Origin of the sequence: uncultured Parasphingorhabdus sp. (genome assembly GCF_963677535.2) — a bacterium.
Lineage (GTDB): Bacteria > Pseudomonadota > Alphaproteobacteria > Sphingomonadales > Sphingomonadaceae > Parasphingorhabdus.
In genome coordinates this window covers 745,537-759,732 of the sequence record NZ_CAXXUT010000001.1, presented here as the reverse complement: position 1 = coordinate 759,732, position 14,196 = coordinate 745,537, and the positions used below count along the sequence as shown (strand labels likewise).

The 14,196-nt window shown below is 56.6% G+C and carries 19 protein-coding genes and 1 other RNA gene; 9 read left to right on the top strand and 11 right to left on the bottom strand.

The features are described 5' to 3' along the window. The first annotated feature begins 6 nt into the window (after positions 1-6). Positions 7-1,563, top strand: coding sequence for a trigger factor (gene tig / locus ACHZCJ_RS03665; protein ID WP_321323978.1), 1,557 nt, complete (start codon positions 7-9; stop codon positions 1,561-1,563). Positions 1,564-1,670: 107 nt separating this feature from the next. Here the strand turns inward: tig and ACHZCJ_RS03660 are convergent, their stop codons facing one another. After that, entirely contained in the window at positions 1,671-2,291 is a 621-nt protein-coding gene (locus ACHZCJ_RS03660; protein WP_159642345.1) for an ATP-dependent Clp protease proteolytic subunit, read from the bottom strand. Positions 2,292-2,535: 244 nt separating this feature from the next. On the opposite strand from ACHZCJ_RS03660, the gene ACHZCJ_RS03655 reads away from it, so the two are divergent. Together ACHZCJ_RS03655 and clpX are read left to right on the top strand one after the other, a co-directional pair. Next, a complete protein-coding gene (locus ACHZCJ_RS03655) occupies positions 2,536-3,159 on the top strand; it encodes an ATP-dependent Clp protease proteolytic subunit (RefSeq protein WP_159642347.1) in 624 nt (207 codons plus the stop codon). A gap of 137 nt (positions 3,160-3,296) precedes the next feature. Further along, entirely contained in the window at positions 3,297-4,559 is a 1,263-nt protein-coding gene (clpX, locus tag ACHZCJ_RS03650) for an ATP-dependent Clp protease ATP-binding subunit ClpX (protein ID WP_159642349.1), read from the top strand. Between the two features lie 34 nt (positions 4,560-4,593). Here clpX and ACHZCJ_RS03645 read toward each other — a convergent pair whose 3' ends face one another. The 4 genes from ACHZCJ_RS03645 to ACHZCJ_RS03630 all read right to left on the bottom strand — a co-directional run bounded on the left by ACHZCJ_RS03645 (position 4,594) and on the right by ACHZCJ_RS03630 (position 7,580). After that, positions 4,594-4,863: a hypothetical protein gene (locus tag ACHZCJ_RS03645; protein ID WP_321323974.1), complete on the bottom strand. Its 270-nt coding sequence runs from the start codon at positions 4,861-4,863 to the stop codon at positions 4,594-4,596. A 26-nt stretch (positions 4,864-4,889) separates the two neighbouring features. After that, complete coding sequence (mtgA, locus tag ACHZCJ_RS03640) at positions 4,890-5,555, bottom strand: monofunctional biosynthetic peptidoglycan transglycosylase (RefSeq protein WP_321323973.1); 666 nt, start codon at positions 5,553-5,555, stop codon at positions 4,890-4,892. Between the two features lie 85 nt (positions 5,556-5,640). Then, complete coding sequence (rpoH, locus tag ACHZCJ_RS03635) at positions 5,641-6,552, bottom strand: RNA polymerase sigma factor RpoH (RefSeq protein WP_089134681.1); 912 nt, start codon at positions 6,550-6,552, stop codon at positions 5,641-5,643. 74 nt (positions 6,553-6,626) lie between these two features. Then, positions 6,627-7,580: an RluA family pseudouridine synthase gene (locus tag ACHZCJ_RS03630; RefSeq protein WP_321324984.1), complete on the bottom strand. Its 954-nt coding sequence runs from the start codon at positions 7,578-7,580 to the stop codon at positions 6,627-6,629. Between the two features lie 16 nt (positions 7,581-7,596). Here ACHZCJ_RS03630 and ACHZCJ_RS03625 point away from each other — a divergent pair, with 16 nt between their 5' ends. The 6 genes from ACHZCJ_RS03625 to ACHZCJ_RS03600 all read left to right on the top strand — a co-directional run bounded on the left by ACHZCJ_RS03625 (position 7,597) and on the right by ACHZCJ_RS03600 (position 12,057). After that, entirely contained in the window at positions 7,597-8,028 is a 432-nt protein-coding gene (locus ACHZCJ_RS03625; protein ID WP_394700023.1) for a Mov34/MPN/PAD-1 family protein, read from the top strand. 24 nt (positions 8,029-8,052) lie between these two features. Then, on the top strand, positions 8,053-8,694 hold the full coding sequence (locus ACHZCJ_RS03620) for a histidine phosphotransferase family protein (protein WP_159642357.1): 642 nt from the start codon (positions 8,053-8,055) through the stop codon (positions 8,692-8,694). Between the two features lie 21 nt (positions 8,695-8,715). Continuing rightward, on the top strand, positions 8,716-9,408 hold the full coding sequence (locus ACHZCJ_RS03615; protein ID WP_159642359.1) for an N-acetylmuramoyl-L-alanine amidase: 693 nt from the start codon (positions 8,716-8,718) through the stop codon (positions 9,406-9,408). A gap of 6 nt (positions 9,409-9,414) precedes the next feature. Continuing rightward, an RNA gene (gene rnpB, locus ACHZCJ_RS03610) (RNase P RNA component class A) lies at positions 9,415-9,771 on the top strand. 46 nt (positions 9,772-9,817) lie between these two features. Continuing rightward, the gene (locus ACHZCJ_RS03605) at positions 9,818-11,470 is read left to right on the top strand and encodes a caspase family protein (RefSeq protein WP_321323966.1); all 1,653 of its coding nucleotides are present in this window, start codon (positions 9,818-9,820) and stop codon (positions 11,468-11,470) included. A gap of 50 nt (positions 11,471-11,520) precedes the next feature. Next, complete coding sequence (locus ACHZCJ_RS03600) at positions 11,521-12,057, top strand: J domain-containing protein (RefSeq protein ID WP_089132466.1); 537 nt, start codon at positions 11,521-11,523, stop codon at positions 12,055-12,057. 146 nt (positions 12,058-12,203) lie between these two features. Here the strand turns inward: ACHZCJ_RS03600 and ACHZCJ_RS03595 are convergent, their stop codons facing one another. The 6 genes from ACHZCJ_RS03595 to ACHZCJ_RS03570 all read right to left on the bottom strand — a co-directional run bounded on the left by ACHZCJ_RS03595 (position 12,204) and on the right by ACHZCJ_RS03570 (position 14,189). After that, on the bottom strand, positions 12,204-12,614 hold the full coding sequence (locus ACHZCJ_RS03595) for a SufE family protein (RefSeq protein ID WP_321323963.1): 411 nt from the start codon (positions 12,612-12,614) through the stop codon (positions 12,204-12,206). Between the two features lie 124 nt (positions 12,615-12,738). Beyond that, positions 12,739-12,969: a hypothetical protein gene (locus ACHZCJ_RS03590; protein ID WP_089134678.1), complete on the bottom strand. Its 231-nt coding sequence runs from the start codon at positions 12,967-12,969 to the stop codon at positions 12,739-12,741. Between the two features lie 30 nt (positions 12,970-12,999). Further along, the gene (locus tag ACHZCJ_RS03585; RefSeq protein WP_159642365.1) at positions 13,000-13,260 is read right to left on the bottom strand and encodes a hypothetical protein; all 261 of its coding nucleotides are present in this window, start codon (positions 13,258-13,260) and stop codon (positions 13,000-13,002) included. Positions 13,261-13,292: 32 nt separating this feature from the next. Continuing rightward, positions 13,293-13,547 (bottom strand): hypothetical protein, encoded by a 255-nt coding sequence (locus ACHZCJ_RS03580; RefSeq protein ID WP_159642367.1) that lies wholly within the window; start codon positions 13,545-13,547, stop codon positions 13,293-13,295. A 13-nt stretch (positions 13,548-13,560) separates the two neighbouring features. Next, complete coding sequence (locus ACHZCJ_RS03575; protein WP_159642369.1) at positions 13,561-13,890, bottom strand: hypothetical protein; 330 nt, start codon at positions 13,888-13,890, stop codon at positions 13,561-13,563. Next, positions 13,890-14,189 carry a hypothetical protein gene (locus ACHZCJ_RS03570; protein ID WP_159642371.1) on the bottom strand — a complete coding sequence of 100 codons (300 nt, stop codon included), beginning with the start codon at positions 14,187-14,189 and terminating at the stop codon, positions 13,890-13,892. The genes ACHZCJ_RS03575 and ACHZCJ_RS03570 overlap by 1 nt, the downstream gene beginning before the upstream one ends. Between the last annotated feature and the right edge of the window lie 7 nt (positions 14,190-14,196).

The window sequence follows — 14,196 nt, the reverse complement described above, 5'->3', positions numbered from 1 at the left end:
ATAGTCATGCAGATTGTTGAAACGCTGAACGAAGGTCTGAAACGGGCCTATGAAATCAAGATAACCGCGAAAGATATCGAATCACGCGTTGATGCCGAGGTCAAGAAGCTTGCTCCTCAGGTCAATATGCCCGGTTTCCGCAAAGGCAAGGTTCCGGCCAACCTGGTGCGCAAGATGCATAATGATGCGCTGATGCAGGACGCGCTGACCAGCTCGATCCAGGAAAGCATCGAGAAAACCCTCGCGGACAACAAGCTCCGTCCGGCGATGCAGCCGAACGTCGATCTTGATGAAGGCTATGAGCCCGGCAAGGACGCGAATGTGAAGCTGGATCTGGAAATTCTGCCGGACGTTCCGACACCATCGGTCGACGGCCTGAAACTCGAGCGGCTTCAGGTCGAAGCGGACGAGAAAACCGTTGACGAAGCGCTGCAGAAATTCGCGGAAAGCCAGAAGCAGTTCGAAACTGCCGCGAAATCCTACAAGGCGAAAGAAGGCGATCAGTTGCTGATCGACTTTGAAGGCAAGGTTGACGGTGTGCCGTTTGAAGGCGGCAAGGGCGAAGGCATGGCGATCGAACTTGGTTCCGGCCGCCTGATCCCGGGCTTTGAAGACCAGTTGATCGGCAAGAAGGCCAATGACGAAGTGCTCGTCAAGGTAACCTTTCCCGACGATTATAATGTTGAAGACCTGAAGGGCAAAGACGCCACTTTCGACGTGGTTGTTGCCGAAGTGCAGAAGCCGAAGGTTGCGAAAGCCGACGACGAAATGGCCAAATCCATGGGTCTCGAAGGTATCGACCAGCTCAGCGAATTGCTGAAGGGCCAGATCGAGCAGGAACTGAACGGCCTGACCCGCACCCATATGAAGCGCAAGCTACTGGATCAACTCGCCGCCAATCATGATTTCGAAGTGCCGCCGGGTATGGTCGAAGCCGAATTCAACCAGATCTGGCAGCAGCTGGAGCAGGAAGCGGCCCAGGAAGAAGATCCGGAAGCGGCTCGCAAGGAAATGGAAGACGAGAAGGACGAATATCGCGAGATTGCCGTCCGTCGCGTTCGCCTCGGACTGCTGCTTTCGGAAATCGGCCAGGCCAATGGCGTCGAAGTCAGCCAGCAGGAAATGGGCATGCTGATCCAGCAGGCGGCCCAGCAATATCGTCCGGAAGACCGCGACCGGTTCGTCCAGTATATCCAGCAGGACCAGATGGCTGCAGCCCAGCTTCGTGCACCGATGTATGAAGACAAGGTTGTCGACTTCCTGTTTGACAAAGCCGAAATCACCGACCGCAAGGTAACGCGTGAAGAGCTGGAAGCTGCGATCGAGGCAGAAGACAAGGCCGAAGCGAAGCCGGCTGCCAAGAAAAAGGCGCCAGCCAAGAAAGCCGCTGCGAAAAAAACCGCCGCCAAGAAGGACGATGCCGAAAAGGCACCGGCCAAGAAGGCTGCAGCGAAAAAAGCTCCGGCCAAGGCCGCTGCCGATAAGGCACCAGCCAAAAAACCGGCGGCCAAGAAGCCGGCCGCGAAAAAACCGGCTGCCAAAAAGGCACCAGCCAAGAAATAATCTATCCCATCGGGATATTAAAAAAGCCGGGCAGGGTGAACCTGTCCGGCTTTTTTATGGGCTGCGATCAACCAGATATAGTTGTCGAGTGAGAGCGCCAGCCCTGGTTAGATGATGACCTCGCTAGCCTTGTCGATCACCGTACCGAGAATGCCATATTCCTTGGCTTCTTCGGTGCTCATCCAGTAATCGCGATCGATATCCTTACGGACCCGCTCGACATCCTGTCCGGTTTCCTCGGCAATGATCCGGGCCAGACGCTCGCGCATCTTGACGATTTCCTGTGCCTGGATTGCGATATCCGATGCCTTGCCGCCGGCGCCGCCGGATGGCTGATGGATCAAGAATCTCGTATTGGGCAGGCAGAAACGCTGTTCCTTCGGAACGCCAAGAAAGATATGCGTGCCGGCGCTGGCCACCCAGCCGGTTCCGATCATCGCGACGGGTGAGCTTATATAGCGAACCAGATCGTGGATCGTGTCGCCGGATTCAACGTGGCCACCCGGGGAGTTCAGGAAAATGCGGATCGGATCGTTATTGACATGATCGAGATAGAGCAGCTGCGTCGACACACGCTCTGCCAGTTTCTGGTCGATGCCGCCAAAAATCATGATCGTGCGGGCTTCGAGAAACTTGGTCATCATGGCTCCGGGCAGGCCACCGGACTTGTTCTCGTCCTCGTCCTCTTCATTGGATAAGGGGGTGATTGGGCTGTTGTTGGTTATCATTCTTGACTCCGCAGATGGAAATTTAACGAGCACCGATCACGGAAGGATCAGCGTTGCCTTGCAGAACATGTAGGGATAGCCGGGATAGTGCGCAATGATCGTCGTGCCGGCGAGCAATTTTTTCTCGGCGGCAATCATTCTCGTGCAAGATCGTTAAAGCCCTTGAACAATCCGGCGATAATCCCGATGTAGTGCCGACGCTGAAGAGAAGCGCAAAAGAGATAAAAACAGGACGACCTACAACATGCATGATCCGATCACAGACGCTCTAGTCCCGGTTGTTATCGAACAATCCAACCGTGGCGAACGCAGTTTTGACATTTTTTCCCGGCTGTTGCGCGAGCGGATCGTATTTGTCACCGGTCCGATCGAAGACGGGATGGCATCGATCATCACCGCGCAACTGCTGTTTCTGGAATCCGAAAACCCGAAGAAAGATATCTATCTTTACATCAATTCGCCCGGTGGCGTGGTGACCGCCGGCATGGCGATCCACGACACGATGCAATATATCCGTCCGCGCGTTGGCACGGTCTGTGTCGGTCAGGCGGCATCGATGGGCAGCTTCCTGCTGGCTGCGGGTGAACCGGGCATGCGCATGGCGACCACCAACGCACGGATCATGGTCCACCAGCCGTCCGGCGGCGCCCAGGGCATGGCTTCCGACATCGAGATCCAGGCTAAGGAAATCCTGCGTATCCGGTCGAGCATGAATGCGCTGTACGCGAAATATACCGGCAAATCGGTAGAAGAGATCGAAAAGGCCATGGATCGCGATACCTTCCTGGAAGCGAACGAGGCCAAGGCGTTCGGTATTGTCGACGAAGTCTATGACAAGCGCCCGGTGCCAAGCGACGGGGACAAATAAGCGCGTTGCCTCACCCGGGTAGACATCAGCAATATGGTTGACAGGCTTGCATATACGCCGAAAGGGCGGGTAAAAAGCTGTGGCAATTTGGAATTTGACGGTTAGATTACAATAATCGCCGGTTTAAAGGACTTTTTATGACGAAATTGACGGGATCTGATTCGAAGAGCACCCTTTATTGCTCCTTCTGCGGAAAATCCCAGCATGAAGTCCGCAAGCTGATTGCCGGACCGACGGTTTTTATCTGCGATGAATGTGTCGAGCTGTGCAACGACATCATCCGCGAGGAGACCAAGGGCGCCGTCACCGGTCGCAAGGACGGCGAAGTGCCGTCGCCGCAGGAAATCTGCGATGTTCTGAACGATTATGTGATCGGCCAGAACCGCGCGAAACGGGTTCTCTCGGTTGCCGTCCACAATCACTATAAGCGCCTCAACCACGCTGCGAAATCCGGCGACATCGAGCTGGCCAAGTCGAATATCCTGCTGGTCGGGCCGACCGGTTGCGGCAAGACCTTGCTGGCGCAGACGCTGGCCAAGACATTCGACGTGCCCTTCACCATGGCCGACGCGACCACGTTGACCGAGGCCGGCTATGTCGGTGAAGATGTCGAGAATATCATTCTGAAACTGTTGCAGGCGTCCGACTATAATGTCGAGAAGGCCCAGCGCGGCATTGTCTATATCGACGAAATCGACAAGATCAGCCGCAAGGCGGAAAATCCGTCGATCACCCGCGATGTATCGGGTGAAGGCGTCCAGCAGGCACTGCTCAAGCTGATGGAGGGCACCACAGCCAGCGTTCCGCCGCAGGGCGGCCGCAAGCATCCGCAGCAGGAATTCCTGCAGGTCGACACTACCAATATCCTGTTCATTTGCGGCGGCGCATTCGCCGGTCTGGAAAAGATCATCGGTGACCGTCTCGAAGGAAAATCGATTGGCTTCGGCGCTCATGTTGCGGCGCCGGAAGAACGCCGGGTCGGTGAGCTGCTCGCTCAGGGCGAACCCGAGGATCTGCTAAAATTCGGTCTGATCCCTGAATTTGTCGGCCGTCTGCCGGTAATCGCAACACTCGAGGATCTCGACGTCGACGCGCTGGTGACCATCCTCCAGGAACCGAAAAACGCGCTGGTGAAACAATATCGCAAATTGTTCGAACTGGAAGACGTCGGATTGACCTTTACCGAAGACGCGCTGGTCGCGGTGGCCAACAAGGCTATCGAGCGCAAGACCGGTGCCCGTGGCCTGCGGTCCATTGTCGAGAATATCCTGCTCGACACCATGTTCGACCTGCCCGATCTGGAGGGCGTGGACGAGATCGTGATCGACAAGGATGTGGTCGCGGGAACAAAAGACCCGGTGAAGGTGATCGCCAAGGCGAAGAAGGAAGATGCGGCGTAGAAATAGCAGAATAATCGAAGCGTCTTTGTTTAGCCTATTTTTCTTCGTCTAGGGTCCTCAATACCAAGCCGGCAGTGAAACCACACAGTGCGCCAACGCTTGGCCAAAATGGAACAAAGAGAAAATCCAATCCTCTGGTTGAACGAATGAGTTCGGGGTTCTGTTGCTGCCACGCGCTGATATACGCGATCATGGCAATCGGACCTAGCAAGAGTGCTGCGCAACCCAGTTTTGGCTTTGTTATTACGATGCCGACAACAAACCCAAAGGCCAGACTGAGAAGAGTGGCAGTTTCAACTACCATGACGCAGGTAGCACCTTCCATTCGATCTATTTATAAATACACCCGTCCAGCTTCTCGTTCCGCACCACATTGATCCGCGCCGCAATCGTGTTGCCATAGCGCCGGGTAAAGCCGCTGGCGCCGTTGACAGCGCGTTTCTTGGGCAGGGGCAGGGCCGCCGCGATGCGCGCCGCCTCGATCTTGGTCAGATCCTTCGCGTCCTTTTTGAAATAGCGCTGCGCACCCGCCTGCACTCCATAGGTGCCGATACCGGTCTCGGCGATATTGAGATAGACTTCCATAATCCGCCGCTTGCTCCAGATCGTCTCGATCAGGAAGGTGAAATAGGCTTCCAGCCCCTTGCGGAAAAACCCGCCGCCCTGCCAGAGGAAGGCGTTTTTGGCGACTTGCTGGGATATGGTCGAACCACCCCGTATCCGCCCGCCCTGGGCGTTGCGCTGGATCGCCTTCTGGATTGCTTCGGTGTCAAAACCGTTGTGGCTGCAAAATTTGCTGTCCTCGGCGGCAATGACGGCGCGTGCCATATTGGGGGAGATGTCGCTGAAACTCGTCCAGTCCTTGGTACTGCCGTTTTCATCCAGAACCATGGTTGCGGTTATTGGCGGCGGCACAATTGCATAGATCCCGACCCACGCGACTGTGATCAGGATGAAATAAATCATGAACTTGAAGAGAAATTTGATCAGCCCCATAGCCGGAGCCTAAATGCAAAGCGCCCCGAAAACAATTTCTGTTTCGGGGCGCTCTGCTATTTTATGCCTTGGTCAGGATTTCTGATCAGTTCGCGGCAAGAAGCTGTTTTTCACCGGCAATCCGCAGCATTGCTTTCTGCAGTTTTTCGAACGCGCGAACCTCGATCTGACGAATGCGCTCGCGACTGACTTCATAGACCTTGCTCAGGTCTTCCAGCGTTTTGGGATCTTCCGACAAGCGGCGTTCAGCCAAAATATGCTGCTCGCGCTCGTTCAGCGAGCCCATGGCCTCGGTCAGCATTTCATGACGGAAGTCGGCTTCCTGAGAGGCTGCAATCGCTTCATCGTGCAGCGGGCCGTCATCTTCCAATATATCCTGCCACTGGCCGCTGTCGCCATCTTCGGACGATAGCGACACGTTCAGTGAGGCATCGCCGCCCATCGACATACGGCGGTTCATATTGACCACTTCATGCTCGGCCACGCCCAGATCGGTGGAAATTTTCTGCACATCTTCCGGCGACAGATCACCGTCTTCAAACGCATCGAGATTATTCTTCATCCGGCGCAGATTGAAGAAAAGCTTCTTCTGTGCGGCGGTGGTGCCCATTTTCACGAGGCTCCAGCTACGCAACACATATTCCTGGATCGACGCACGAATCCACCACATCGCATAGGTCGCGAGGCGGAAACCGCGGTCGGGTTCGAATTTCTTCACGCCCTGCATCAGCCCGACATTGCCCTCGGAAATCAGATCCGAGACGGGCAGGCCGTAGCCGCGAAAGCCCATCGCGATTTTCGCGACGAGCCGCAGGTGCGAGGTGACGAGCTGGGCGGCGGCTTCCTGATCCTTGTGCTCAGAATAGCGTTTCGCCAGCATATATTCCTGTTCGGGAGTCAAAATAGGAAATTTGCGGACTTCCGAGAGATACCGGTTCAGGCTTGCGTCCCCCCCTAAGGCTGGGATTTTTGCCGGAACATTGCTACCATTAGCCATTTTCGTTCCTTCTTTGTTGTGCCTCCGGGCCTCATCAAGCACCCTTTGGTCAAAAGCGATATAAGGTGTGTTACCTATACACGCAACTTCATGAATAGTTCCTGCATATCGTCCGGAAAATCGATAGAAAACATCAATTTTTCGTCCGTTATCGGGTGAACAAATCCAAGACTAGCAGCATGCAGCGCCTGACGTCGAAATTGAATATCTTTTCGCCGGGAAAGTAATGATTTTCGACCAGCACCATAGAGCGGGTCACCAATCAGACTGTGGCCGATATGGGTCATATGAACCCTTACCTGGTGGGTGCGCCCGGTTTCCAGCGTACATTCGACCAGCGCAGCGCCGTCGAGCATTTCCTTGACCGTATAATGGGTCATTGCCGTCTTGCCGCGATCGTCTCCGACAACCGCCATTTTCTTGCGGTTGACGTTACTCCGGCCGATGCTTCCCTCGATCGTCGCCATGGGCGGATTGGGCCGGCCGTTGACAATCGCCAGATAGCGCCGCTCGATATCATGTTTGGCGAACAGGGCACTAAGTCCCTGGTGCGCGGCGTCGGTCTTGGCCGCGACCATCAGTCCTGACGTATCCTTGTCGATCCGGTGGACAATTCCGGGCCGGGAAACGCCGCCAATGCCTGATAGCTCGCCCCGGCAATGGTGGAGCAGCGCGTTGACCAGTGTACCGTCAGCATGACCGGCGGCGGGATGGACGACCAGCCCCGCCGGCTTGTTGACAATGATCAGATGCGGGTCCTCGAACACGACGTCGAGAGGAATATCCTGTGGCTGGGCCGGCCCTTCGATCGGTTCGGGTATCGTGAGCGCGAATGGTTTGCCGGCCAGCTTCTTGGCCGAGGGGTCGGTGAAGACCGTTCCTTCCACCAGCAGATGTCCGCCAGCGATCAGCGATTTCACCCGCTCGCGCGAAAGCCCGTCCACCACCTCTGTGAGGGCGGCATCCAGACGCTGCTTTTTCTGTGATTCCGGTAAGGTTCCGGATATGGTAGATTGCCCCGCGTTCATCGCGTAGATGTGGGCCATGCAACTGTTTATATCAAGCGCCATCTTGGCGGAACTCCAGCGACTGGCCGAAGCCGGGAAACCGCATGAAATTTGCGGAATATTATTCGGTGACGACGGGCGGGTCAGCACCTATCGCCCAGCACCAAATGTTGCCGCCGATCCGCTGCGCCATTTCGAAATTGATCCGGCACTATTGATCGCCGCCGAGCGGGATCAGCGCGATGGCGGTGATACCATCGCCGGCTATTATCATTCCCATCCCGGCGGCAGCGTGCGGCCTTCTGCGATTGACGCGGGGTGCGCCGCAGCCGATGGCCGGATCTGGTTGATTTTGAACGGCCAGAAAGCCGCAGCATGGCATGCGGTTGAAAACGGCGATATTTATGGCCGCTTCAACGCGATCACACTTGATTGCACCGGTGCAAAAGGCCAAACAGCCGCAGAATGAAATGATAGTTAAGGGCGTGTTTATATGTCGAATAGCGAAGTTGACCTGGCAGCATTGCTGTGTTCGAAAATATGTCACGATTTGCTCAGTCCGGTCGGAGCGCTCAACAACGGACTGGAATTGCTGGAAGGCGAAACTGACCCGGTGATGCGCGATCGCTGCATGGATCTGCTCGCGGACAGCGCCAGAGTATCGGCCAACAAGCTGAAATATTTCCGGCTCGCCTTTGGTGCTGCCGGCGGTTTCGGCGACAATGTCGATCCGGCAGAAGCGCGCCAGCTGATCGAATCGCTGCTCGGCGATTCGGGAAAGATCACCCTTGGCTGGGCCTTGCAGGGCGAGGCCTTGCCCAAGAAAGCGATCAAGATTCTCCTCAATCTCGCGCTGATTGCCAAGGAATCCCTGGTGCGGGGCGGACGGCTGGATGTCGGTGCCGAGCATGGGGATCTCGGTGTCGAGGTCGTTATCAGGGCAGAGGGGGACAAGATCGCGCTAGACGAGGGAATACGATCTGCCCTGGATGGTACGATAGCGCAGACCGATCTCAGCGCACGGACCGCGGGCGCGTGGATGACCCGGGAACTGACGTTGGAAAATGGCGGCGATTTGCGAATTTCTCCACCATCGACGACAGAATTGCTTTTGGGTGCTATTGTCACCGCTTGAGCTTCAATGGAAGGGCCTTTCATGGATGCGATATGGACGCCGTCTCCCAATTTTGACGAACGCCAGCTGCCGATAAGCATTCTTGTGATGCATTATACCGGCATGAAGGACGCGGCTTCGGCGATCAGCTGGCTGGCCAATCCCGAAGCCAAGGTTTCGGCCCATTATGTGGTCACCGAGGATGGCCAGATCGTCCAGATGGTCGAAGAGGAGAAGCGGGCCTGGCACGCGGGCCGCGGCTTCTGGCGCGGGATCAGTGATGTGAACAGCGCCAGCATCGGTATCGAAATCGTCAATCCCGGGCATGAATGGGGTTATGTGCCCTTCCCGGAAGAGCAGATGGATGCCGTCACCCGTCTTGCGCATGAGATCGTGCAACGGCACAATATCACCGCCTCCAATGTTATCGGCCACAGCGATCTTGCTCCGGCGCGCAAGCAGGATCCGGGCGAATTGTTCGACTGGGACCGCCTGGCGCGCCACGGTATCGCGCTGAAAAAACCGGCGGTGAAGCTGAACGACCCGCCCTGGACCGACGGCGGCTTCATGCTGGCGCTGGAACGGTTCGGCTATGATATATCCGACCAGACGGCCGCCGTTGTTGCGTTTCAGCGCCGTTTCCGTCCGGCAAATATCGACGGCGTGATCGATGGCGAGTGCCGCTCGCTGCTTTTGTCTTTAATGTTGGACAGAGAGCGTGGAATCACTAAATAGGGCGGACCAGAGGGTCGGCCAGCCGCGGCAGTTTGTCGAGGAAAGTCCGGGCTCCACGATTAGAAGGTGCCGGATAACGTCCGGCGGGGGAAACCCTAGGGAAAGTGCAACAGAAAGCAGGTCGCGACGACTTCGGTCACGTGACATTGAAAGGGTGCGGTAAGAGCGCACCGCGGGACTGGCAACAGGCCTGGCATGGTAAACCCCACCTGGAGCAAAACCAAATAGGGGCGGCATATGGCTTTTTCGGCTTGCTGCCCGGGTTGGTTGCTTGAGCCACGCAGCAATGCATGGCCCAGATGAATGGCTGGCTATTCCGTTTCGGCGGATGGACAGAACCCGGCTTACAGACCCTCTGGTATTTTCAATTTGATCGTTGAACAGCAAGCGGTCGGTGGTAAACTGACCCATGAAAAAATTTCTGCTCAGCTGTATTGTCTTTGTCGGCCTGTTCGGTGTCGAGCACCAGGCAGAGGCGAAATGTGCAGTCGTCCAGGGTGAGCGCGGGGTTGCGTTGCTCATCGGGATCAGCGCCTATGACGGTCTCAACTGGCCGATATTGGCGAATGCGGTCAATGACATAGACCATGTCTGCACCGCCTTCGCGAAGGCAGGGTTCGAGATCATCGACGTGCGCGATGCAAATATTGCAGAATTGAACAGCGCTGCCGAGGCGTTCGCATCCAAAGCATCCAGAGCCGAAAGCGCCGTCGTCTATTATGCCGGCCACGGCTTTGAATATAATGGTCGCAACTTCATGGTGCCGGTCGATGCGCCGGCTTTCGCCTCCAGAGACGAACTGGATACCGAGTTCCTGCCGCTCGAGAAAATGCTGGAAGCAGCCTCGAAGGCCAGGAAGTTCAACCTGTTCTTCATGGATGCCTGCCGGACTCCGGATCCCGTTGTGCGCCTGAAAGACCTGAGCAGCGACGATCCCGACGGCGATGTGTCGCCGATGGGGTTGCTCGAGATGACGCAGGGCGCTGTCTTTTACTCTACCGCCAAAGGCAAGCCGGCACTGGATGCGGCGCCAGTGGATTCCACGACCAGCCCTTTCGCCAAGGCGATCGCAAACAAGCTTGCCATTCCCGGTCTCGAACTTTCGGACTATTTCAAGCTGGTGTCGCGGGAAGTCTATTCCAATACCAGAGGACTGGATTTCGGGCCGCAACAACCTTTCCATTATGGCAGCTGGTTTGATGATTATTATCTCAATCAACCTGGTGTATCTTCGGACACTCCCGGTAGCACATCGTCTTTGCCGGTGGGTTCATCCCCGTCGACACTGAATATTCCGATGGACCGTCTGGCGATCGAAGACGAAACCATATTGGTGGGCGAGCTTCTTGGTGAGGTCGGTCTCGCCGACCTGACGCGGCTGGCGACAGTGGGAGACCCGCTCGCGCAATCGTTTTTGGGGTTCATGTACCATTTGGGCATCGGCGTGCGCAGGGATCTCGAACAGGCGCTGGTCTGGCTGGAAAAATCCGCGGCGCAGGGACACCCGGCCGGACAGACGGAACTGGCCTGGTATTTTCAGGAAAATCAGCCTGACAAGGCAAGCCGCGCACTGGAATTATACCTGCTGGCGGCTGCGCAAGGATATGCGAAAGCGCAATCACACCTCGGCTTCGCCCTATGGGAGGGGAAATTCGGTATTGTCGACAAAGAGCGGGCGATTGCACTGTTCCGCGACGCATCTGATCGCGGGCATCCCTATGCAACTTACGCGCTCGGCATCTATGGAAAGCAGATAGAAGAGTCCCTGCGAAAGCTGCGCTCGCTCGCCGATGGCGGTAATGTGGAAGGCAATAACTGGATATGCGAACTGCATTATCAGCAGGGACGTGCGGATCAGGTGGCCCAGGATTGTTCGCTTGCCGCCCGCGGCGGCTATGCCGGGGCAAGGGCAATATGGGCGCAGCTGCATCATTCCGGGCAGGGCATTCCCCGGTCGCCGGGTGAAGCGCGATACTGGGCGAAACTGGCGAGCAGTCAGGCGGAGCTCGAGCAGCGACCCGATCTGGTCCGCGTCACCGCCAATATCTTGTCCAGTGACTAGCCGCTCGAAGAAGCTGGCAGTTAACTCCAGTCTTTGATAGAGTCACAATCATGCCCAAAGCAAAACGATCCGATAACTGGGGTTTTCCCCGCTGGGGAAGCTATGAAAGCTCCCGAGAAACGCAGCAGGTCAAGATTTGTGACCGCCACGGTTGTGACGAGCCCGGCAATTGTCCTGCGCCGAAATCCCCCAACAGTCCGGAGCGCTGGTATTTCTGCCAGACTCACGCGGCTGAATATAACCGGGGCTGGGACTATTTCGAAGGTCTTGACAAGGAAGAGCGCAAGAAGCGCGAAGCCGATGAACAGCGCGATGCCAATGCCTATCAGGAAGCCAAGCATTACAGCTGGATGGGGTCCGGCGACGGCAGCCGTTCGCGCGATGAAATGACCGCGCTGGAGATTTTCGACCTGACCCCCGATGTCGAATTCGAGACGGTGAAAAAGGCGTGGCGTTCGATGGCAAAGGAATATCATCCGGACGTCAATCCGGGCGACGAAGAAGCGGCAAAGAAATTCCAGGCCGCCCAAGCTGCGTTCGACGTTCTGCGTATCGCCGAAGAGCGGCGCGTCTGGAAACCGGTCTAGGCCCTGTTCTCCCGCGAAGGGGGAACCATCTCCTACCGTCTGGACGATTACGGGCTCCGTTAGGCCACCAGACTATCAACGCGCGTGAACCGGTCAAAGTCTCCAAGTTCGAGACCGGGAGACGGATCCCTGCATCCGCAGGAGAACTAGTTGCTCCGCAACCGCGACGCGGTCTGCTGGATCAGCGCGATCATATTGGGAATGCCCTGGGTGCGGTTCGAACTGAGCTGGTTCTTCAGGTCAAACGGTTCCAGCAGCGCTGCTATGTCCGTTTCGGTAATTTTCTCGGCCGTCTGGTTTTGCACGGTTTCCAGCACCAGTGCGATAATACCCTTGGTGATGGCGGCATTGCTGTCGGCCAGAAAATGTAGTCGGCCGTCATCCAATTGCGTGGGATAGACCCAGACCGAGGCAGAGCAGCCGCGCACCAGCGTCGCATCGGTTTTCAGCGCGTCCGGCATCGGATCGAGCTGCTTCCCGAGATCGATCAGCAGGCGGTAGCGGTCATCGGGTTCGAGAAATTCATATTCTTCGATCAGGTCGTCAATTTTGCTCATGGGCAGGGCGGTTAGCAGGGTCGGCGGCCAAGGTCACCCGTTTTAAGCGTCCGCCTTGAGCAAAGTCGCGAAGCTCTTGCGTGTCTCAATTTCGCTCGGCGCAAACGGGTCTTCTACCGCGTTACTAAAGCTCCACCCCCGCGGCAATGGCTTCCAGCTTGCGGATACGTTCCTTGAGGTCGGCAACCTCGATCCGCGATGTTGCGGTTGGTGGATTGTCCTCGCGCCGCTGCTCGATCTCGCGGGACTTGAGCGCGATCCAGTCACGCCAGCCCCGCAGGGCAACCAGCGCCACGACCGTCAGTCCAATCAGCGAAAAAGCCGCAGTGATCATATAAAAAGCAGGTTCTTGCATCATGCTTGTCCTTCCACTTTCCGGACCGACCTAGCGGTCCCGCAATTTCTCGATTTCGTTTTCCAGTTCCCGGGCGCCGCGATCGTCGGTGGCGATCTTCTCGAGTACCGCCACACGCTCTTTCAGATATTTGACATCTTCCTGCAGGCGGCCAGTGCCCTGGCTCGGGGCGGCGATCTCGTTGCCGTTCTGATCCTCGATAATGCCATGCTTCGCCCGATAACGGGTACTCAGCACTTTTCCGATCGTTATGACGATGATGATGGCAACGACCATTTCAAACGGATTCATTTATTCATTCCCTCTACGTTTCGCAGGCCCCGTTAGCGGCTGCGCAATTGTTCAATCTCGCTTTCCAGCTGCCGCGTGCTGTGGCCATCGGTCGTGATCTGCTCCAGAACCGCAACGCGGTCTTTCAGATATTTGAGCTCCTCGCGCATTCTCTCCGCATCGGCGTCATGGCTCGCGGGAAACTCGCCCCGCATCTTGATCAGCTTGCGCTGATGGCCGGTCCAGATGGCAAATCCCGCTACCGCAAAGGCGCCAAATGGTATCAGCAGGGCAATTATTCCTTCCATTGTCTCTCTCCCTTCAATTCGTGCGCTTGTCGCGCAATTGTTCGATTTCCTGCGTCAGGCGGTGGCTGTCGTCGGTGACGATCCGCTCTACATTGGCGAGCCGGTCTTTCATCGAGCCGATTTCGGCGCGCAGTTCGGCATTCTCGTTGGTCAGCAGCTTGACTCGTTCGACCGCCTCCTGGTCGGTTTTTGGATAGACCGATTTGCCCCACTGGTTCTCCAGCGGATAGCCGTTCTTGATCCGCATCCAGGTGGTCAGGACCCAGCCGCCGACGGCTATGGCCGTGACCGTTGCAATCATGGGGGCGAGAGTTGTGAGCAGGGCAATTTTATCGGGATCCATCAGTTTTCCTCTCTCAAGGCTTCGATTTCGTCAGCGGTGCGCTTGGCGGGATCGGTAGCGATCCGTTCGAGGACCTGCAGCCGCTCCTGCAGACGGTCGATCTTGCCGACCAAGGTTTCGTTTTCACTGGAAAGCAGTTCGATCTTGCGTTGTTCGTCAGGGTTGGTCCTGGTGGTTTTTCCTCCCCACTCGTCTTCCAGCTCATATCCGTGCTTGGCACGTATCCAGTTATTGACGATCCACCCGGCGGTGCTGATGGCGATGATCGCTATAACGAATTCGGGGCTTCCCCAATCCATAGTCTTT